The organism is Stenotrophomonas geniculata ATCC 19374 = JCM 13324, from assembly GCF_001431625.1.
Classification (GTDB): domain Bacteria; phylum Pseudomonadota; class Gammaproteobacteria; order Xanthomonadales; family Xanthomonadaceae; genus Stenotrophomonas; species Stenotrophomonas geniculata.
Genome location: NZ_LLXT01000160.1, coordinates 17,928 through 37,944, shown reverse-complemented (window position 1 = coordinate 37,944; position 20,017 = coordinate 17,928). Strand labels below are relative to the sequence as shown.

Sequence of the window (20,017 nt, the reverse complement as noted above, 5' to 3'; positions counted from 1 at the left end):
TACCCCCGAGTGCTGCCCGCTCAGCCGCGGATCCGGGCGTGGTGTTCACGCTCGATGGCAGTGACCGCCTCGGCCACCACCGCATCCACGTCGCGGTCCGTCAGAGTGCGCGACTTGTCCTGCAAAATCAAGCCCATAGCGAGACTCTTGAATCCCGGCTCGACGCCCTGGCCGACATAGCGGTCGAACAGGTTCAGGTCGCGCAGCAGCGGGCCGGCGGCCTGGCGGACGGTCGCCGCCAGATCGGCCCAGGCCACCTGTTCAGGCACCAGGAACGCCAGGTCGCGACGCACCGCTGGGAAGCGCGACAGCTCGCCGGCACGGGGCAGGCGGCGGGCGGTCAGCGGTTCCAGATCCAGTTCGAAGGCGTAGACGTCGGATTCGATGTCCATCGCCTTGACCAGGCGCGGATGGACCTGGCCGATCCAGCCCATCGCCACGCCATCGCGGAACACCTCGGCCGAGCGCGCCGGGTGGCCGTAAGGACGGGCCGACGGACGGAACTCCAGCTGCGCGCCACTGGCAGCGGCCAGCGATTCCAGGTCGCCCTTCAGATCGTGGAAGTCGACCTTGCGGGTCGGCAGGCCCCACTGCACCGCCTGCGCATCACCGCAGACCGCAGCGGCCACGCGCGGGGTTTCCAGCGGCGCCGGCTGGCCATCTCCGGCCTGCTGGGTGAACACCCGGCCGAGCTCGAACAGGCGCACGCGACCCAACTGGCGCGCGGCATTGCGGCCCAGCGTGGCGACCAGGCCCGGCAGCAGCGACGGGCGCATCACCGCCAGTTCGGCCGACAGTGGGTTGGCCAGCGGTACCAGGCCATCGCGCAGCTGCCACTGGGTCAGCAGCGCGTCGTCGACGAAGGCAAAGTTGACGGTTTCCTGCTGGTCGCGGGCGATCAGCTGGCGACGAACGCTCAGCGCGTCCAGCTGGGTCTCGCTCGGCATCGCCACGCGCGAGGCACCGCCCGGCAGCGTGGTCGGGATCTGCTCGTAACCGTGGATGCGGGCCAGTTCTTCGATCAGGTCTTCTTCGATGGCGATGTCGAAGCGACGGCTCGGCGCGGCGACCTGCCAGCCCTCGGCCGTCGCAGCCACGTCCATGCCCAGCGCGCGCAGGATGCGCTCGACTTCGGCGTCGTCGATGGTGATGCCCAGCACGCGACTGATGCGAGCACGGCGCAGTACGATCGTCGCCGGCTGCGGCAGGTCATCGGCACGCACGGCCTCGGTGACCGGCGCCGGGGTACCGCCGGCGAGGTCCAGCACCAGGCGGGTGGCGTATTCGATGGCGGTGCGCGGCAATGCCGGGTCGACGCCACGCTCGAAGCGGTGGCCGGCATCGGTGTGCAGGCCGAGCTTGCGGCCACGGCCCATGATCGCGGCCGGCGCGAAGTGCGCAGCTTCCAGGAACACGGCGGTGGTCGCGTCGGTGACGCGGGTATCGAAGCCGCCCATCAGGCCGGCCAGACCGACCGCACGGTCAGCATCGGCAACCACCAGGAAGCTGTCGTCCAGTGCGGCATCGCGGCCGTCCAGCAGCTTCAGGCTCTCGCCCGCGCGCGAACGGCGCACGGCGATGCTGCCCTGCAGGGTACCGAGGTCGTAGGCATGCATCGGCTGGCCCAGCTCCAGCATCACGTACTGGGTGATGTCGACCAGCAGCGAGACCGGACGCACACCGCTGCGGCGCAGGCGCTCAGCCATCCACAGCGGGGTCTTGGCAGCGGCGTTGACGTCTTCGATGACGCGGCCCAGGTAACGCGGTGCTTCGGCGCCGGCGTCGAGCTGGATCGACAGTTCGCGGCTGCCGACCGGCGCAATGGCGTCGGCCGCGAAGTCCAGCACTTCACTGCGGGTGGCGGCGGCGACGTCGTAGGCGATGCCGCGCAGGCTGAAGCAGTCGGCACGGTTCGGGGTCAGCTTGATCTCGATGCTGGCGTCCGGCAGCCCCAGATACTCGACCAGGGACTGGCCGACCGGTGCGTCGTCCGGCAGTTCCAGCAGGCCGGAGGCATCGTTGTCCAGGCCCAGCTCCTTGGCCGAGCACAGCATGCCGTTGGACTCGACGCCGCGCAGCTTGGCCGGCTTGATCTTCAGCTCGCCGATCTGCGCGCCGACCATCGCCAGCGGCGCGACCAGGCCCGGGCGCGCGTTCGGCGCGCCGCACACGATCTGCAGCAGCTCGCCCTGCCCGGCATCGACCTTGCACACCTGCAGGCGATCGGCTTCGGGATGGCGCACCGCTTCGACGATGCGCGCCACGACCACGTGCTCGAGGCCTTCGCCAAGCGCGGTCACCTCTTCCACTTCCAGGCCGATGGCGGTCAGCACCGCGCTGAGCTCATCGCGCGAGGCGGAGGTCGGGACGTGGCTGCGCAGCCAGTTTTCGGAGAATTTCATGGTGTCACCCTGGTGGGAGGTGTGCCTCCCGTTGCGGTTTTTGTGGTCGCCCAGCGCATGCGCAAGGAGGCGTCCATCCAGAAAAGCAGCCGAGCATGGCTCGGCTCTACACGGTTGCGGCTTACGCGAACTGCTTCAGGAACCGCACGTCGTTCTCGAAGAACGCGCGCAGGTCGTTGACGCCGTAGCGCAGCATCGCGAAACGCTCCACGCCCATGCCGAAGGCAAAGCCGGTGTAGCGCTCCGGATCGATGCCGACATTGCGCAGCACGTTCGGATGGACCATGCCGCAGCCGAGCACTTCCAGCCAGCGGGTGCTGCCATCGGGCTGCTGCCAGGCGATGTCCACTTCCGCACCCGGTTCAACGAACGGGAAGTAGCTGGGACGGAAACGCATCTCGAAGTCGCGCTCGAAGAACGCGCGCACGAACTCGGCCAGCGTGCCCTTCAGGTCGGCGAAGGTCGAATGCTCGTCCACCAGCAGGCCTTCGACCTGGTGGAACATCGGCGAGTGGGTCTGGTCGCTGTCGCTGCGGTACACCTTGCCGGCGGCGATCATGCGCAGCGGCGGCGCGTGGTCGCCCATGTAGCGCACCTGCACACCGGAGGTATGCGTGCGCAGCAGGCGTCCGTCGCCGAAGTAGAAGGTGTCGTGCATGGCGCGCGCCGGGTGGTGCGGCGGGAAGTTCAGCGCCTCGAAGTTGTGCCAGTCATCCTCGATCTCCGGCCCTTCCGACAGCTCGTAGCCCAGCCGGCCGAAGATGCCGGTGATGCGCTCCAGGGTGCGGGTGATCGGGTGCAGGCCGGCACGGTCGCCGTTGCGACCCGGCAGGGTGATGTCGATGGCTTCGGCGGCCAGGCGCGCATCCAGTGCCGCGTCTTCCAGCAGCGCCTTGCGCTCACCCAGCGCGCGGGTCAGCGCGTCACGGGCCTGGTTGATCGCTTCACCGGCGGCCTTGCGCTCGTCGGCCGGCAGGGCACCGAGCTGCTTGAGCTGCGAGGTGATGCTGCCACTCTTGCCAAGCAGGGCCACGCGCAGCTGTTCCAGCACGTCGGGGCTCTGTGCGGCGGCCACATCGGCCAGCGCCTGGGTGGTGAGGGATTGGATGTCGCTCATGGGGGGGGCGGAACTCCAGTCGATCTGCCATCGCGATGCGCGAAGGGCCGACCCCTGTCGCCACCGCCGTCCCCGCGCTGCCATCGTGGCCTCGCCGGGACCCAAAAAAGAATGGGGAAGGACTTGCGCCCTTCCCCATGCATTGCCTTGACCTGACACCGTTCCGAGTGAACGGTTACGGCATCGGGAAGGACTTATGCCGCCAGCGCGCCCTTGGCCTTTTCGGCCAGCGCAGCAAAACCGGCTGCGTCGTGCACGGCGATGTCAGCCAGGACCTTGCGATCCAGGGTGATGCCGGCCTTCAGCAGACCGTTCATGAAGCGGCTGTAGCTCAGGCCGTTGATGCGGGCAGCCGCATTGATACGGGTGATCCACAGCGAACGGAAGTTGCGCTTCTTCTGCTTACGGCCGATGTAGGCGTACTGCTGAGCCTTGATGACCGCCTGCTTGGCGACGCGGAAGACCTTGCGACGGGCGTTGTAATAGCCCTTGGCGAGATCCAGAATCTTCTTGTGGCGGCGACGCGCCTGTACGCCACGCTTAACTCGTGCCATTTTTCAGTTCCTCAGAGGTAAGGGAGCATGCGGTCCAGACGGCCTGCGTCTTCTGCACGGACATGGCCCGTCTGACGCAGATTACGCTTACGCTTGGTCGCTTTCTTCGTGAGGATGTGGCTACGGTTGGCGTGGCCGCACTTGTACTTGCCCGAGGCGGTCTTGCGGAAACGCTTGGCCGCTGCCCGGTTGGTCTTGATCTTGGGCATTGCAATGTCCTTGATGGGATATGACCCTGGTTTCTGACTGATCTGGCGGCGGCCTGGGCCGCTCTTTCCGTCCTGCCATGATCGGCGTACGACCCGTCCTGGGTGGGTCGAGCCGGGCATGATACAGGCAAAACCGCCCTGCCACCAGCCCCTGCAACCCTTTCACGGCAATTCACCGGCATGCCGCAAAAGCGAAGGGGCGCCGATGGCGCCCCTTCACCCTGAACCGTTCAGCCAGGCGCCCCGGAGGGCGGCCCGTCAGGCCTCAGGTCTTCTTCTTCGGCGCGATCATCATGACCATCTGACGCCCTTCCAGGCGCGGACGGGATTCAATGACGATGTCCTCGCCCAGATCGGTCTCGATCCGGTTGGCCATTTCGCGGCCCAGTTCCTGGTGGCTCATTTCACGGCCACGGAAGCGGATGTTGACCTTGATCTTGTCACCATCCTCAAGGAACCCGCGCATCTTGCGCAGCTTGATCTGGTAGTCGCCCTCGTCCGTGACCGGACGGAACTTCACTTCCTTGATCTCGACCTGCTTGGTCTTCTTCTTGGCCTCGCTGGCCTTCTTCTGCGCTTCGAACTTGAACTTGCCGAAGTCCATGATCTTGCAGACCGGCGGATCGGCCTGCGGCTGGATTTCGACCAGGTCCAGGCCTTCATCTTCGGCCATGGACAGCGCTTCGTCGCGCGACAACACGCCGATCATTTCTCCGTCACTGCCGATCACGCGGACGCGCGGCACACGGATTTCCTGATTCTTGCGGTTCTGTTTGTTGTCAGGGGTGCTGATATTACGTTCTCCCAAGGGTATCGAACCGGTCCGGGTGCCTGTGCGCCCGGACCGGACCTTTGCTTACGCGCCCTCGGCGTGGAGCCGCTCGATGAAGGCCTGCAGGCTCATGCTGCCCAGATCTTCGCCAGAACGCGTACGCACCGCCACAGCCCCATTTTCCTTCTCGCGGTCACCAATGACCAGCAGGTAGGGCACGCGCTGCAACGTATGCTCGCGGATTTTATAGCCGATCTTCTCGTTACGCAAATCCGAGCTGACGCGGAAGCCTTGCTCCGCAAGGGTTTTGGTCACGCCCGAGACGTAGTCGGCCTGGGCGTCGGTGATGTTGGCCACCACCACCTGGGTCGGGGCCAGCCAGGCCGGGAACTGGCCGGCATGGTGCTCGATCAGGATGCCCAGGAAGCGCTCCATCGAGCCGACGATGGCCCGGTGCAGCATGACCGGGTGCTTCTTCTGGCTGTTCTCGTCCACGTACTCGGCGCCCAGGCGGCCCGGCATCATGAAGTCGACCTGCATGGTGCCCAGCTGCCAGGTACGGCCAATGGCGTCCTTCAGGTGGTACTCGATCTTCGGGCCATAGAAGGCACCCTCGCCCGGCAGCTCCTGCCATTCCACGCCACAGGCGGTCAGCGCCGAGCGCAGCGCGCCCTCCGCTTTGTCCCAGGTCGCATCGTCACCCAGGCGCGATTCCGGGCGCAGGGCGATCTTGATCTGGATGTCGTCGAATCCGAAGTGCTGGTAGACCGCCAGCGCCTGCTGATGGAAGGCCGTCACTTCCGACTCGATCTGGTTTTCCGTGCAGAACACGTGGCCGTCGTCCTGGGTGAAGCCACGCACGCGCAGGATGCCGTGCAGCGCGCCGGACGGCTCGTTGCGGTGGCAGGAACCGAACTCACCGTAGCGGATCGGCAGGTCGCGGTAACTGTGCAGGCCCTGGTTGAACACCTGGATGTGGCCCGGGCAGTTCATCGGCTTGACCGCGTAGGTGCGCTTCTCCGATTCGGTGAAGAACATGTTGTCCTGGTAGTTGTCCCAGTGGCCGGACTTCTTCCACAGGCTCACGTCCAGGATCTGCGGGCAGCGCACTTCGCCGTAGCCGCTGTTGCGGTAGACCTTGCGCATGTACTGCTCGACCACCTGCCACAGCGCCCAGCCCTTCGGGTGCCAGAACACCAGGCCCGGCGCTTCTTCCTGCAGGTGGAACAGGTCCTGCTGCTTGCCGATGCGGCGGTGGTCGCGCATCTCGGCTTCCTCGATGCGCTTGATGTACGCCTCAAGCTGCTTCTTGTCCGCCCAGGCGGTGCCGTAGATGCGCTGCAGCTGTTCGTTCTGCGCGTCGCCACGCCAGTAGGCGCCGGAGATGCGGGTCAGCTTGAAGGCCTTCAGGAAGCGCGTGTTCGGCACGTGCGGGCCGCGGCACATGTCCACGTATTCCTGATGGTAGTACATGCCCATCGCCTGGATGTCGTCGGACATGTCCTCGATCAGGCGCAGCTTGTAGTCCTCACCACGGGCCTTGAAGATCTCGATCACTTCGGCGCGCGGCGTCATCTTCTTGATGACGTCGTAGTCCTGGGCGATCAGTTCACCCATGCGCTTCTCGATCGCGGCCATGTCGTCCGGGGTGAACGGGCGCTCGGAGTAGATGTCGTAGTAGAAGCCTTCGGCGATCACCGGGCCGATCACCATCTTCACATCCGGGTACAGCTGCTTGACCGCGTGGCCGACCAGGTGGGCGCAGGAGTGGCGGATGATCTCCACGCCCTCCTCGTCCTTGGCGGTGATGATGCGCAGGCTGGCATCGTGGTCGATGACGTCGCTGGCATCGACCAGCACGCCATCCACGGCACCGGCGATGGTGGCCTTGGCCAGGCCGGCACCGATCGACTGGGCGACGTCCATGACGCTGACGGGGTTTTCAAACTCGCGGCGGCTGCCGTCGGGGAGGGTAATGTTGATCATCGGAGTGGCTTCGTGCGGGGCCCGCTGGGCGGGCTGGAAAGCGCTCCCGGGGCGGCGCCCGGGCAATAAAAAAGCGCCACGAGGGCGCCAGGGACACAGGGCCTTCGGGGGCAGGTCAACAGTGGGCGGTGGTAGTGCTCATGTCGCACGCTCGGCCGGCGCTGGGCGCGGGCCACCTTGTTCCAGTCAGGGAGTGTGATGATCTTAAACCAGCGCACCGGAAAGCCCAAGGGCTACCGTACGGTACGCTGAATGGCCCTCGCTGGCGGCGTGAAAACGCAATGATTACCATGTCCGCGCAGCCCGCCCCGTGCCAGCCTGCCCGCTTCCCCCCAGGACCTCGTGATGCGCCACCCGCTCCGACCGGCTCCCGCCGGCCCCGCCCGTGCCCCGCGTTCGCTGGCCCGCTGCCACGGCGGCCGCCCGCAATGATCACCGTCGGCCTTTCCACCCTGGGCTTCTGCAGCCTGGGCATGCTGGCGGCGATGTTCTCCGCGCTGGCCTTCTATGCCGCCTCGCCGCACTGCCGCTGGCCGCGCCTGCGTCGGGCCGGCCGCCTGGGCCGCCAGATCGGCCTGGTCGCGGCCGCCGCCGCGCTGTGGCTGTGGATGGCCGAGCTCGGCTTTGCCGCCGGCCTGGTGGCCATGCTGTGCACCTGGATGCTGGCGGCGATGCTGCTGCCGGCACTGGCCGCCTGGCATCGCCCGGGCACGGAGTCGCCCTGATGTGGCCGCGCGCCTTCGCCGGCATCGTCGCCGGCTTCTTCCTGGCCGCGGCCGCGACCGGCCTGCTGGCATGGCTGCCGCCCGGCCCCTGGCAGCGGGCGCTGGTGCCGACCCTGATCGCTTTCATCCCGCTGTGGATGCTGGCCGCCCTGTGGGCGTTCAGTTTCCGCAGCGCGCTGCGCGCCTGGCTGGTGCTGGGCGGCAGCGCCGCCGCCGGCTTCGGCGTGCTCGGGCTGCTGCGCCTGACCGGCGCGGTGCAATGAGACCTCTCCCATGAAGTTCAGTTCGCAGACGCTGCGCACGTTCACCACCCTGCACACCTGGGTCGGCCTGGTCGCCGGGTTCGGCCTGTTCGTGGCCTTCTACGCCGGTGCGCTGACCCTGTTCCATCACGACCTGCCGCTGTGGCAGACCCCGGGCGCGGCCACCGCACTGCCAGCCGGGCTGGACGATGCGCAGTACCTGCTGGAAGACGTACTGGCGACACACCCGGAAGCCCGCCGCCACGTCGGCATGACCTTCCCCGGCGCCGACCACCCGCAGCCACTTGCGTACTGGCAGGTCGATGATGGCAGCTGGCGTTATGCCTGGCCGGGGCAGATTGGCGGCAGCCCGACGCCGCCGCAGACCGGGCTGGCCGAGCTGGTCAACGAGCTGCACTACAGCCTGGGCCTGCCCGTGGCCGGCATCTACGTGATGGGCATTGTCAGCCTGCTGTACGGCATGGCGCTGCTCAGCGGCCTGGTGATCCATCTGCCGAAGCTGCTCGGCGACCTGTTCGCGCTGCGTCCGGGGCGCAACCTGAAACAGCTGTGGCAGGACGCGCACAACGTGATCGGCGTACTGAGCCTGCCCTTCCACCTGATGTTCGCGGTGACCGGCGCCCTGCTCTGCCTGGTGTTCGTGCAGATGGCCCTGCTCAACCCCCTGATCTTCGACGGCAAGGCCCTGCAGGCCGTGCCAACAGCGATGGACACCGCACCGGTGCGTGAAGCGACCGGCATCCCCTCGCCGCCGGGCAGCCTGCGCGTGCTGCAGGCGCGGGCGCTGGAGGTGGCGCGCGCACAGGGCGTGACCAGCTTCGAGCCGGCCTACCTGAAGCTGGCCAACGCGGGCGACACCAACGCCACCATCGAGATCACCGGCGAATCCACCGGCACCCTCGGCCCGCTCGGCGCCGTGGCGCTGGATGTCGCCACCGGCCAGGTACTGGCCACCCAGCTGCCAGGCCAGCGCGACGCCAACCACGCCACGCTCAGCGCCGCCTATGCGCTGCACTTCGGCGAGTTCGGCAACGGGGTGGTGGTCTGGCTGTACTTCCTGCTCGGCCTGGGCGGTGCGTTCCTGTTCTACTCGGGCAACCTGCTGTGGATCGAGTCGCGGCGCAAGCGTCGCCAGCCGCAGCAACCGCGTGCCGGAGTGAACATGGCACGGGCCACGGTCGGCGTGTGCATCGGCCTGTGCGTGGCGATCTCGGTCGCGTTCCTCACCGCGCTGGTGCTGGAACGGCTGGCGCCGGCGGCGGTCGACCACGGCATCCGCTGGGCCTGCTTCGGCAGCTGGGCGGCCTGTGCGCTGTGGGCCGCGCTGCGTCGCCCGGCACAGGCCGCACGCGAGCTGCTGTGGGCGGCGGCAATCAGTACCGCGCTGGTGCCGATCCTGCACGGCGCACTCAATGGTGACTGGCTGTGGCGTGCGGCCGCGCGTGGCCACTGGCCGCTGTTCTGGGTCGATGCCATCGCGCTGGCCATGGCCTTCGGCTTCGCCCGCCTGGCAGTGGCCAGTCAACGCCGCGCCCGCAACGGCGATCCGAACAGCGTCTGGGCCAACTGAGCCTTCGCCGGGCATGGCCCGGCGCTACCGGAGCAGGTGCGCTGGGTCCAGGTAGCGGCTGACTTCGATCAGGTTGCCATCCGGGTCGCGGAAGTACACCGATTCGATTGGACCCAGTGCGCCGGTGCGGGCCACCGGCCCCTCCTCCACCGCGACGGCCTGCGCCTGCAGGTGTGCCAGCACATCGATTGTCGCCGTAAGCGTGACCAGGCACAGGTCGGCACTGCCCGGCGTGGGTCGTAACGCATGCGGCTGCAGCGGGGCACTGGCCGGATGCAGATTGATCTTCTGCTGGCCGAACTGCAGCGCGGTACGTCCCGCGCCGAAGCGCACGACCTGCATGCCGAGCACGCGCTGGTAGAAATCACAGCTGCGGTCGATGTCGGCGACGGTGAGGACCAGATGGTCCAGGCGTTCGAGATGGATCATGCCCGCAGCGTAACGCTGCGGGCGTGGACATGCTGTGCGGGGTTGGGCCGATGGCGTTGCGGCATTGCGCCGGGCATCGCCTGATGCAGCTCAATCGCCGATGCGCGCCTTCTGCCAGGGGCCCAGCATGGCGTTGAGCAGGCTGGCCTGCTCGTCGTCGCCGGTCAGCTCCCACATGAATACACCGGCCAGGCCCTGCTCGCGGGCGAACTGCGCACGCAGCCCGATCGAGCGCGGGTCTTCATAGCTGATGAAGACCTTCTGTTCGGCGTTGTACAGCCACGGGCTCTGCGCCTGCGGCTGCCAGTGCTTCGTCCAGCCCGGCTGGTCGAGATAGCGCGCCTTGATCACCCGCCAGTCGCCTGCATCGGCCGGTGCGCTGTAGGGCTGGTACAACCCATCCGGGGCATCACCTGTAACCTTGAAGCCGCGCCCGTAGAACGGCACGCCCAGCACCAGCTTGTGGGCCGGTACGCCGTGGTCGCGGTAAAACTGCACGGCACCGGCCACGTTGTTCCAACGGCGCAGCTCCGGCGCCAGTGGATCGGCCGCCACCTCAAGCAGCGGTGCGTTGAAGGTCGACACCGCCGAGAAGCCGGTGCCCATGTCGTAGCTCATCAGGTTGATGAAATCGAACACCTTGGCCAGCGCCGGCAGGTCGTAGCTCGCCGCCGGATCGTAGGGGCCATCCGTCTGCAGGCGACCGGCGGCCAGCGCGGCGGTCAGCAGCATCGGCTGCCCCGCCTTGCGACCGCGCGCATCAAGTGCCACGCGGAACGCCTGCGCGAGCCGGGTCAGGTTGGCGCGATCCTGCGGGCGGTGCGCCAGTTCCTTCGGCCCACCACTGACCGGGAATTCCCAGTCGATGTCCACACCATCGAAGCTGCCTGCATGGCGCTCGAAGAACAGCGTCATGCATGAGTCGACCAGGCGCTTGCGGCTGGTTTCGGTCAGTGCCGCATCGGAGAACCCGCCTGCGCCCCAGCCACCGATCGAAATCAGCGTGCGCAGGTGCGGATGCGCCTTCTTGAGTTCGGCCAGTGCGGCGAAATTCTTCGGCGCTTCCGCACCGATCGTGCAGCGCCCGTCCTCGATGGTCGAGAACGCGTAGAACAGGTGGGTCAGGCGCTCGGCCGGAATGCTCGACACCGGATAGCGCTCGGCGGAACCACCGGGGTAGTAGGCACCGAAGATCGGCGGCTGTGCGGGCGCAGCGTGCGCGGCAATGGGCAGGGCGCCGGCAATCAGTACGGCAAGGACGGCCACAGTCTGGCGGAACATGGAATCTCCCGGTTCGAAGGCGCCGCCACGTTAGCAAACCGATGGGGCTGTGGGACCGATGTCGTGGCATGTCGTCCGATGGACAGGCGCGATCCGTGCAACGGTGACAGAACAATGGCTGCGTAGCGCCTCTCATGCACCGCAGCAGGACATGCGGCGACCTGGGTGAGCGGTTGTTCGCAACTTCGAGGCAAAGAAAAAGCGGGCCGAAGCCCGCTTTTTCATTTCAGCGATTCCAGGAGCGTGTCAACCAAGCAAGGTTGACACCCACCGCCGATTATTCGGCGCTGACGGCGTCGCCTTCTTCCACGGCCTTCATCGACAGGCGGATACGGCCCTGCTTGTCGACTTCCAGCACCTTGACCTTGACCACATCGCCTTCCTTCAGCACGTCGCCGACCTTCTCGACGCGATCGCTGGAGATCTGCGACACGTGGACCAGACCGTCCTTGCCCGGCAGGATCGTGACGAACGCACCGAAGTCCATGATCTTGGCGACCTTGCCTTCGTAGATGCGGCCCGGCTCGACGTCCGAGGTGATCTGCTCGATGCGGGCCTTGGCGGCCTGGGCAGCGATGGCGTTGACCGATGCGATGACGATGGTGCCGTCGTCCTGGATGTCGATCTGGGTGCCGGTTTCCTTGGTGATGGCCTGGATGGTCGAACCACCCTTGCCGATCACTTCGCGGATCTTGTCCGGGTGGATCTTGATGGTCAACAGGCGCGGCGCGTAGTCCGACAGCTCTTCACGCGGAGCGGTCAGGCCGTGGGCCATTTCGCCCAGGATGTGCAGACGGCCAGCCTTGGCCTGCTGCAGGGCCTGCTTCATGATCTCTTCGGTGATGCCTTCGATCTTGATGTCCATCTGCAGGGCGGAGATGCCCTCAGCGGTACCGGCCACCTTGAAGTCCATGTCGCCCAGGTGATCTTCGTCACCCAGGATGTCGGACAGGACGACGAAGCGCTCGCCTTCCTTGACCAGACCCATGGCGATACCGGCAACCGGTGCCTTCACCGGCACGCCGGCGTCCATCAGGGCCAGCGAGGAACCGCAGACCGAGGCCATCGACGAGGAACCGTTCGACTCGGTGATTTCCGAGACGACGCGGATGGTGTACGGGAAGGCTTCCAGCGACGGCATGACAGCCAGCACGCCGCGCTTGGCCAGGCGACCGTGGCCGATTTCGCGGCGCTTCGGGCCCATCATACGGCCGCACTCACCCACCGAGAACGGAGGGAAGTTGTAGTGGAACAGGAAGTTTTCCTTGTACTCACCGGCAACGGCGTCGATGACCTGGCCGTCACGGGCGGTGCCCAGGGTGATGGTCACAATGGCCTGGGTTTCGCCGCGGGTGAACAGCGAGGAGCCGTGGGTACGCGGCAGCACGCCGGTCTTCACGGTGATCGGGCGGACGGTGTCCAGCGCACGGCCGTCGATGCGCACCTTGGTGTCCAGCACCGAGTCACGCATGGTGCGGTATTCCAGCTCGCCGAATTCCTTCGACAGCTCGGCCGGGTTCCAGCCTTCGGCGGCCACGCGGCCTGCCAGGGCTTCGACCACGTCCTTCTTGATTGCCGAGATGGCGTCGCGGCGCTGCAGCTTGTCGCGCACCTGGAAGGCTTCGCCCAGGCGCGGGCCGATGGCTTCCTTCAGGGCGGCGATCAGCGCGTCGTTCTTGGCCGGGGCTTCCCAGGTCGACGGCTTGGTGCCGGCTTCGACGGTCAGCTCGTTGATCGCGTTGATGACCTTCTGCATCTCGCGGTGACCGAAGGTCACGGCGCCCAGCATCACTTCTTCGGACAGCAGCGCAGCTTCGGATTCAACCATCAGCACGGCGTTGGAGGTGCCGGCGACGACCAGTTCCAGCTGCGAGTCAGCCAGTTCGCTGACGGTCGGGTTCAGGATGTACTCGCCGTTCTTGTAACCGACCTTGGCAGCGCCGATCGGACCCATGAACGGGGTGCCGGCCAGGGCCAGGGCAGCCGAGGCGCCGATCAGGGCCGGGATGTCACCGTCCACGTCCGGGTTCAGCGACATGACCGTGGCGATGATCTGCACTTCGTTCTTGTAGTCTTCGGGGAACAGCGGGCGGATCGGACGGTCGATCAGACGCGAGATCAGGGTTTCCTTCTCGGTCGCACGGCCTTCACGCTTGAAGAAACCACCCGGGATACGGCCGCCGGCGTAGAACTTTTCCTGATAATCGACGGTCAGCGGGAAGAAGTCCTGGCCTTCGCGCGCGCTCTTGGCGGCGACGGCGGTGACCAGCAGTACGGTGTCGTCCATCTTGACGATGACGGCACCGCTGGCCTGACGGGCGACTTCGCCGGTCTCGAGCGTGACGGTGTGCTTGCCGTACTGGAAGGTTTTGGTGATTTTTGCCACGGAGGGTGTCCTTGGGGATGCTGTCTGCGAATTTGGACCGTCGGCGACCCTTGCCGCCAGCGGGTGGCCGGATCGTTCCGGCCTGAATCGGGGATTGCGGTGCTACAAAACAAAACCGCGGCGCATCGCTGCGCCGCGGGGGATTCGTTGCTTAGCGACGCAGGCCAAGCTTTTCGATCAGGGCCTTGTAACGCTCGACGTCCTTCTTCTTCAGGTAGTCGAGCAGGCTGCGACGGCGGTTGACCATCTGCAGCAGGCCGCGGCGGCTGTGGTGGTCCTTCTTGTGGGTCTTGAAGTGGCCGGTCAGCAGTTCGATGCGGGCGGTCAGCAGTGCAACCTGGACTTCCGGGGAGCCGGTGTCAGCCGAGCTGCGCTTGTTGTCTTCAATGACCTTCTGGGTGTCGATCGACATTTCTTTTTTCTCTGTGATGCGTGGCCGGCAGGAACGCGCTTCGCGCACCGCCAGGCTCGCCGTGGACTACGAGGATGAAACCTGCGCGAGGCAGGCTGCCGGAAAACGGCCGCGAAATTGTAACGGTCGGGGGGCCTCGGAACAAGGTCCGGGGCTGAACCGTCCGGGCCCGGTCAGAGGTTGAAACGACGCTGCGGAGCCAGCAGGCCACTGTCATCGACCTGCCCCAACCCCTGGACAGCATCGTCCGGACCGAACACGGCCACCAGACCACGGGGCCACGACAGATCGCGCTGGCGCTGGCCGACGCAGAAGCGGTGGGCCTGGTCGGCATCGAGGTCGACCCGCGGGTATTCAGCCAGGCCGGCCGCCAGCGGCAGCAGCAGCGCGTCCATGCCCGCCTCGTCACCCGCCTCGACCATCGCCCGCAGCTGATCCAGCGTGACCATCGCCGGTTCACGGAACGGCTCGACCCAGAGCCGGCGCAGCGCACTGATATGCGCGCCACAGCCCAGCGCCTCGCCCAGATCGCGGGCCAGGCTGCGGATATAGGTGCCCGAGCCGCAGGTCACACGCAGCCGCAACCGCTCCGGCTGCTGCTCGAGCACCTCGATGGCGTGCACCTGCACCTCGCGCTCCGGCGCTTCAATGACGTCACCGCGGCGGGCCTTCACATACAGCGGCTCCCCGCCCTGCTTCAGCGCCGAATAGATCGGGGCGCGCTGGCGGATGCTGCCGGTCAGCGGCGCCAGCGCCGCCTGCAGGGTCTCGGCACTGATCGAAGGCACCGGGCGCTGCAGCAGCACCTGGCCTTCGGCATCGTCGGTGTCGGTGGTCTGGCCCAGCATGATCTCGGCGTCGTAGGCCTTGGCCGAGCCGAGCAGCAGGCCGGCAATCTTGGTCGCCTCGCCGAAGCACAGCGGCAACAGGCCGGTGGCCAGCGGGTCGAGACTGCCGGTATGGCCGCCCTTTTCGGCACGGAACAGGCGACGAGCCACCTGCAGGGCGGCGTTGGAACTCATGCCGGTCGACTTGTCGAGCAGCAGGATGCCATCCAGGCGGCGGAACTGAATTCGGGTCATGACAGGACGTTGTAGAGCCGAGCCATGCCCGGCTGCCGCAACGCGGCCCGCACAGGCGTCGCGTTGCCGGAATGAAAAGACGCCGGGCATGGGCCCGGCGCTGGCTTATTCTTCGTCGCTCTCGCGACGCTTCTCCGCGGCCAGCGTATCGGGCAGGTCGCGCAGGATGTTGTCGATGTGCTCACCACGGTCGACCGAGTCGTCGTAGTGGAAATGCAGCTCCGGCACGTGGCGCAGCTTCATCGCGCGGGCCAGGTCCATGCGCAGGCGGTAGCCCAGCTCCTTCAGGCCGGCCACGGCTTCAGCCGAACGTTCCGGCATCAGCGCGGTGACGAACACCTTGGCATGGGCCATGTCGCGGGTGATTTCCACGTCGGACACGCTCACCGAGGGCAACCCGTGCTCGCGCACGGCGTTGTGCACCAGGGTGCCGAGTTCACGGCGCAGCTGGGCGGAGACACGGTCGGTTCGATGGAAAGTCTTGGGCACGAGGAGCTCTTGGTTCAGTTGTCGCCCGACCAACGGTCGCGCGCTACAGGTACATGGTAGGGCCCGACCGTTGGTCGGGCCACCTTGCAGCATTACAGGGTGCGCGGCACTTCGATACGCTCGAAGCACTCGATCTGGTCACCCGGCTTGACGTCGTTGTAGGCCTTCACCGCGATACCGCATTCGGTACCGTTGCGGACTTCCTCGACGTTTTCCTTGAAGCGGCGCAGCGATTCCAGTTCGCCTTCGAAGATCACCACGCTGTCGCGCAGCACGCGGATCGGCTTGTTGCGCTTGACCACGCCCTCGATGACCATCGAGCCGGCAACGGCGCCCAGCTTGGAGCTGCGGAACACGTCGCGGACCTCGGCGATACCGATGATCTCTTCGCGGATCTCCACGCCCAGCAGACCGGAGGCCACCTGCTTCACCTGATCGATCACGTCATAGATGATCGAGAAGTAACGCAAGTCGACGCCGTTGGATTCGATGATGCGACGGGCCGAAGCATCCGCACGCACGTTGAAGCCGATGACGGTGGCCTTCGAAGCAGCCGCCGAGTTGGCATCCGATTCGGTGATGCCGCCCACGCCGGAGTGGATCACGTTGATGCGGATGTCGTCGTTGGACAGCGCGACCAGTGCCTGGCTCAAGGCCTGCACCGAACCCTGCACGTCGGCCTTGATGACCAGGTTGAGGACCTGCTGGCCCTCGCCCTTGCCCAGGGTCGCCATGATGTCTTCCATGCGGCTGCCAGCGGTGGCCACCAGGCGCGATTCACGGCGCTTGGTCTCGCGCTGCTGGGCAACGTCCTTGGCCAGGCGCTCATCCTCGACGACCACGAAGTCGTCACCGGCTTCCGGCACGCCGGACAGGCCCAGGACCTGCACCGGGATGGACGGGCCGGCGAACTCCGGCTGCTTGCCGGTTTCGTCGAACAGCGCACGCACGCGGCCGTACTGGATGCCGCACACCAGGTAGTCGCCCTTCTTCAGGCGGCCCTGCTGCACCAGCACGGTCGCGACCGGGCCACGGCCCTTGTCCAGCGACGATTCGATCACCACGCCCGAGGCGCGGCCTTCGTCGACGGCCTTCAGCTCCAGCAGTTCGGCCTGGATCGAGATGGCGTCCAGCAGGTCGTCGATGCCCAGGCCGGTCTTGGCCGAGATCTCCACCATCTGGGTATCACCACCGAAGTCTTCGGCCACGACCTGCTCGGACAGCAGTTCGTTCTTGACCCGCATCGGGTCGGCGTCGGACTTGTCGATCTTGTTGATCGCCACGATCAGCGGCACACCCGCCGAACGGGCGTGCTGGATCGCTTCCTTGGTCTGCGGCATGACGCCGTCATCGGCGGCCACGACCAGCACCACGATATCGGTCAGCTTGGCACCGCGGGCACGCATCGAGGTGAAGGCAGCATGGCCCGGGGTATCCAGGAAGCTGATCACGCCCTTCGGCGTATCCACGTGGTAGGCACCGATGTGCTGGGTAATGCCGCCGGCTTCGCCAGTGGCGACCTTGGTACGGCGGATGTAATCCAGCAGCGAGGTCTTGCCGTGGTCGACGTGGCCCATGATGGTGACCACCGGCGGACGCTGGGTGGCTTCGCCCTGGTTTTCACCGGTCGAGGCCAGCAGTGCGTCTTCGGCATCGTTGTCATTGGCACGGATCGCCTTGTGGCCGAGTTCCTCGGTCACCAGCGCGGCGGTGTCATGGTCGATGGACTGGGTGATGGTGGCCATCACGCCCATCTTGAACAGCGCCTTGACCACCTCGCCGCCCTTCAGCGCGAGCTTCTGCGCCAGGTCGGCCACGGTGATCGTGTCGCCGATCGCCACTTCACGCACGACCGGTGCGGTCGGGCGCTCGAAGGCGTGCGGACCGGCATTGTTGCCGCCGCGCGACATGTCGCGACGGCCACCGGCCTGGTTGCGGCCACCCGGACGACCCCGGGTGTTGCTGTTGTTGCTGTTGCCACGACGCGCGCGGTCGGCAGCCGACAGGTGCATCTGGCCGGCGAAACGGTCGCCCGGGCCACGCTCGTTGCGCGGCGCGCTGCGGTTGTTGCGGTCGTCGTTGCGCGGCGGCGGCGCACTGCGCGGCGCAGCCGGAGCAGCGGCCGGCGTGCGCGGCGGACGCGGCGCGGTTTCATCGATCGGGGCGCGCTTGGGCTTGGCGGCAGCCAGTGCCTCGGCAGCCTTTGCGGCGGCCGCAGCTTCCTCGGCAGCCTTCTTCTCGGCCTCTGCGCGTTCCTTGGCCGCAATCTCTTCCTCACGGGCGCGGACGATGGCTTCGTCGCGCAGACGATCCTTCTCGGCCAAGGCCTGCTGTTCGGCGAGGTTGCGGGCACGCGACTCTTCCAGCTTGCGCAGGATGTCGGCGCGCTCTTCGTCCGGCGTCATGGCGCGCGCACCATCCTTGACGTAGGTGCGCTTCTGGCGCACCTCGACATTCACGGTCGTCTTGCTGCGACCGGAATTGACCGTCACTTCCTGCTGCTTCCGGCGGTTGAGCGTGATCTTCTTTGCAGACTGATCGGTCTCTTCCGGGGCCTGCTCGGGCTTGCCGTGCGAACGACGAAGGAAGCCCAGGAGCTTAACCTTCTCGGAGCTGGTCACGACCTGGTCGGGACCGCTGAACTTCATGCCGGCACCGGCCAGCTGTTCCAGCAGTTTTTCGACCGGCGTGTTGACCAGTTCGGCAAGCTTGCGGATGGTGGTTTGCTGCGACATTCGGATCCTATGATCTTGTGGGCGCCCCCCCGCATCTGGAGGTGGCGCGGATTCTACGCCCTGAGCGGCTCAGGGCCCTGTTCATTGCCGGCTCATTCGCCGCGTTCCAGTCGGGCGATCTCTTCGGCACGGGCGGCCAGGATCAGCGCAGCGGCGCGCGCCTGATCCAGTCCTTCGATACCGAAGTCCATGACCTCGTCGGCGGCCAGGTCGGACAGGTCCTCGCTGGTACGCACGCCGTGGCCGGCCAGCGCATATGCGGTGGCTTCGTCCATGCCCTTCAGGGACAGCAGGTCCTGCGCCGGCTGGCCGTCTTCAAGGCCTTCTTCGACTGCCAGGGCCTCATTGAGCAGCGCATCGCGGGCACGAGCGCGCAGCTCTTCGACGATGTCTTCGTCGAAACCTTCCACGGCCAGCAGTTCGCCGACCGGGACATAAGCGATTTCCTCGACGGTACCGAAGCCTTCGCTGACCAGGATGCCGGCGATCTCTTCGTCCACTTCCAGCTTGTCCATGAACAGCTGGCGGGCCGACGCCTGCTCGGCTTCCGACTTGGCGGTGACCTGGTCCTGGGTCATCACGTTGAGCTGCCAGCCGGTCAGGCGGCTGGCCAGGCGCACGTTCTGCCCGCCCTTGCCGATCGCTTGGGCCAGGCGGTCTTCAGCGACAGCCAGGTCCATCGAGTGCTTGTCTTCATCAACGATGATCGACTGCACTTCGGCCGGCGCCATCGCGTTGATGACGAAGTTGGCCGGGTTGTCGTTCCACAGCACGATGTCCACGCGCTCGCCATTGAGCTCGTTGGACACGGCCTGCACGCGCGAACCGCGCATGCCGATGCAGGCACCGATCGGATCGGTGCGCTGGTCGTGGGCCAGCACGGCGATCTTGGCGCGGTCGCCCGGATCGCGGGCACAGGCCTTGATTTCCACCAGGCCCTGGCCGACTTCCGGCACTTCCAGCTTGAACAGCTCGATCATGAATTCCGGGGCGGCACGGCTGATGAACAGCTGCGGGCCACGCGGTTCCGAACGGACTTCGGCCAGGTAGCCGCGCACGCGGTCGCCGGCGCGCAGCACGTCGCGCGGAATGCCCTTGTCCTTCGGGATGAAGCCTTCGGCGTTGCCACCGAGGTCGACGTAGATGTTGCCGCGCTCGGCGCGCTTGACCACACCGGTGATCAGCTCACCCACGCGATCCTTCCATGCATCCACGACCTGCTGGCGCTCGGCTTCGCGCACGCGCTGGACGATGACCTGCTTGGCGGCCTGGGCAGCGATGCGGCCGAAATCCGGGTTCTCGATCTGCTCTTCGATGTAGTCGCCGACGTCCACGCCTTCGGCTTCATCGACCGCGTCCATCAGGCGGATCTGGCGATCCGGCGATTCCATGACCACGTCATCGGCCACCACTTCCCAGCGGCGGTAGGTTTCGTAGCTGCCATCCTTGTGGTCGATGACCACGCGGGTCAGCACTTCCTCGTCGGGATAGCGCTTCTTCGCTGCCGAGGCCAGGGCGGCCTCGATGGCATCGAAGATCACTTCACGCGGCACGCCCTTCTCGTTGGCGACTGCGTCGACTACCAGCAACAGTTCCTTGCTCATT

Annotated in this window: 17 protein-coding genes; 3 read left to right on the top strand and 14 right to left on the bottom strand. The window is 66.5% G+C overall.

Annotated elements, in window-relative coordinates; genetic code table 11:
* Nucleotides 1-20: 20 nt before the first annotated feature.
* From pheT to thrS, 6 genes are all read right to left on the bottom strand, one after another.
* The gene (gene pheT / locus ARC63_RS21675; protein WP_057504351.1) at nucleotides 21-2,402 is read right to left on the bottom strand and encodes a phenylalanine--tRNA ligase subunit beta; all 2,382 of its coding nucleotides are present in this window, start codon (nucleotides 2,400-2,402) and stop codon (nucleotides 21-23) included.
* 121 nt (nucleotides 2,403-2,523) lie between these two features.
* Entirely contained in the window at nucleotides 2,524-3,519 is a 996-nt protein-coding gene (locus tag ARC63_RS21670; protein ID WP_005417865.1) for a phenylalanine--tRNA ligase subunit alpha, read from the bottom strand.
* A 194-nt stretch (nucleotides 3,520-3,713) separates the two neighbouring features.
* Nucleotides 3,714-4,073 (bottom strand): 50S ribosomal protein L20, encoded by a 360-nt coding sequence (rplT, locus tag ARC63_RS21665; protein ID WP_005410435.1) that lies wholly within the window; start codon nucleotides 4,071-4,073, stop codon nucleotides 3,714-3,716.
* Nucleotides 4,074-4,084: 11 nt separating this feature from the next.
* Nucleotides 4,085-4,282 (bottom strand): 50S ribosomal protein L35, encoded by a 198-nt coding sequence (gene rpmI / locus ARC63_RS21660; RefSeq protein ID WP_005410436.1) that lies wholly within the window; start codon nucleotides 4,280-4,282, stop codon nucleotides 4,085-4,087.
* 265 nt (nucleotides 4,283-4,547) lie between these two features.
* On the bottom strand, nucleotides 4,548-5,090 hold the full coding sequence (infC, locus tag ARC63_RS21655; protein WP_005410437.1) for a translation initiation factor IF-3: 543 nt from the start codon (nucleotides 5,088-5,090) through the stop codon (nucleotides 4,548-4,550).
* 48 nt (nucleotides 5,091-5,138) lie between these two features.
* Nucleotides 5,139-7,040, bottom strand: a complete 1,902-nt coding sequence (gene thrS, locus ARC63_RS21650; protein ID WP_010486466.1) for a threonine--tRNA ligase — start codon at nucleotides 7,038-7,040, stop codon at nucleotides 5,139-5,141.
* 428 nt (nucleotides 7,041-7,468) lie between these two features.
* On the opposite strand from thrS, the gene ARC63_RS21645 reads away from it, so the two are divergent.
* The 3 genes from ARC63_RS21645 to ARC63_RS21635 are packed head-to-tail and all read left to right on the top strand — an operon-like array spanning nucleotide 7,469 to nucleotide 9,598.
* Nucleotides 7,469-7,765 carry a hypothetical protein gene (locus ARC63_RS21645; protein ID WP_005410439.1) on the top strand — a complete coding sequence of 99 codons (297 nt, stop codon included), beginning with the start codon at nucleotides 7,469-7,471 and terminating at the stop codon, nucleotides 7,763-7,765.
* A complete protein-coding gene (locus tag ARC63_RS21640; RefSeq protein WP_049409275.1) occupies nucleotides 7,765-8,028 on the top strand; it encodes a hypothetical protein in 264 nt (87 codons plus the stop codon). Before ARC63_RS21645 ends, ARC63_RS21640 begins: the two co-directional genes overlap by 1 nt.
* 10 nt (nucleotides 8,029-8,038) lie before the next feature.
* Nucleotides 8,039-9,598, top strand: a complete 1,560-nt coding sequence (locus tag ARC63_RS21635; RefSeq protein ID WP_057504350.1) for a PepSY-associated TM helix domain-containing protein — start codon at nucleotides 8,039-8,041, stop codon at nucleotides 9,596-9,598.
* Nucleotides 9,599-9,622: 24 nt separating this feature from the next.
* On the opposite strand, the gene ARC63_RS21630 is transcribed toward ARC63_RS21635, so the two are convergent.
* From ARC63_RS21630 to nusA, 8 genes are all read right to left on the bottom strand, one after another.
* On the bottom strand, nucleotides 9,623-10,027 hold the full coding sequence (locus ARC63_RS21630) for a VOC family protein (RefSeq protein ID WP_010486459.1): 405 nt from the start codon (nucleotides 10,025-10,027) through the stop codon (nucleotides 9,623-9,625).
* A 90-nt stretch (nucleotides 10,028-10,117) separates the two neighbouring features.
* On the bottom strand, nucleotides 10,118-11,308 hold the full coding sequence (locus ARC63_RS21625; protein ID WP_049455698.1) for a glycoside hydrolase family 18 protein: 1,191 nt from the start codon (nucleotides 11,306-11,308) through the stop codon (nucleotides 10,118-10,120).
* Nucleotides 11,309-11,585: 277 nt separating this feature from the next.
* On the bottom strand, nucleotides 11,586-13,694 hold the full coding sequence (gene pnp / locus ARC63_RS21620; protein WP_019336892.1) for a polyribonucleotide nucleotidyltransferase: 2,109 nt from the start codon (nucleotides 13,692-13,694) through the stop codon (nucleotides 11,586-11,588).
* A gap of 151 nt (nucleotides 13,695-13,845) precedes the next feature.
* Nucleotides 13,846-14,106, bottom strand: coding sequence for a 30S ribosomal protein S15 (gene rpsO / locus ARC63_RS21615; RefSeq protein WP_005410445.1), 261 nt, complete (start codon nucleotides 14,104-14,106; stop codon nucleotides 13,846-13,848).
* Nucleotides 14,107-14,279: 173 nt separating this feature from the next.
* Entirely contained in the window at nucleotides 14,280-15,188 is a 909-nt protein-coding gene (truB, locus tag ARC63_RS21610) for a tRNA pseudouridine(55) synthase TruB (RefSeq protein ID WP_010486453.1), read from the bottom strand.
* 105 nt (nucleotides 15,189-15,293) lie between these two features.
* Complete coding sequence (gene rbfA, locus ARC63_RS21605) at nucleotides 15,294-15,677, bottom strand: 30S ribosome-binding factor RbfA (RefSeq protein WP_005410447.1); 384 nt, start codon at nucleotides 15,675-15,677, stop codon at nucleotides 15,294-15,296.
* A gap of 92 nt (nucleotides 15,678-15,769) precedes the next feature.
* Nucleotides 15,770-18,412, bottom strand: a complete 2,643-nt coding sequence (infB, locus tag ARC63_RS21600) for a translation initiation factor IF-2 (protein ID WP_057504349.1) — start codon at nucleotides 18,410-18,412, stop codon at nucleotides 15,770-15,772.
* A gap of 92 nt (nucleotides 18,413-18,504) precedes the next feature.
* Nucleotides 18,505-20,016, bottom strand: a complete 1,512-nt coding sequence (gene nusA, locus ARC63_RS21595; RefSeq protein WP_006458580.1) for a transcription termination factor NusA — start codon at nucleotides 20,014-20,016, stop codon at nucleotides 18,505-18,507.
* Nucleotide 20,017: the final 1 nt, after the last annotated feature.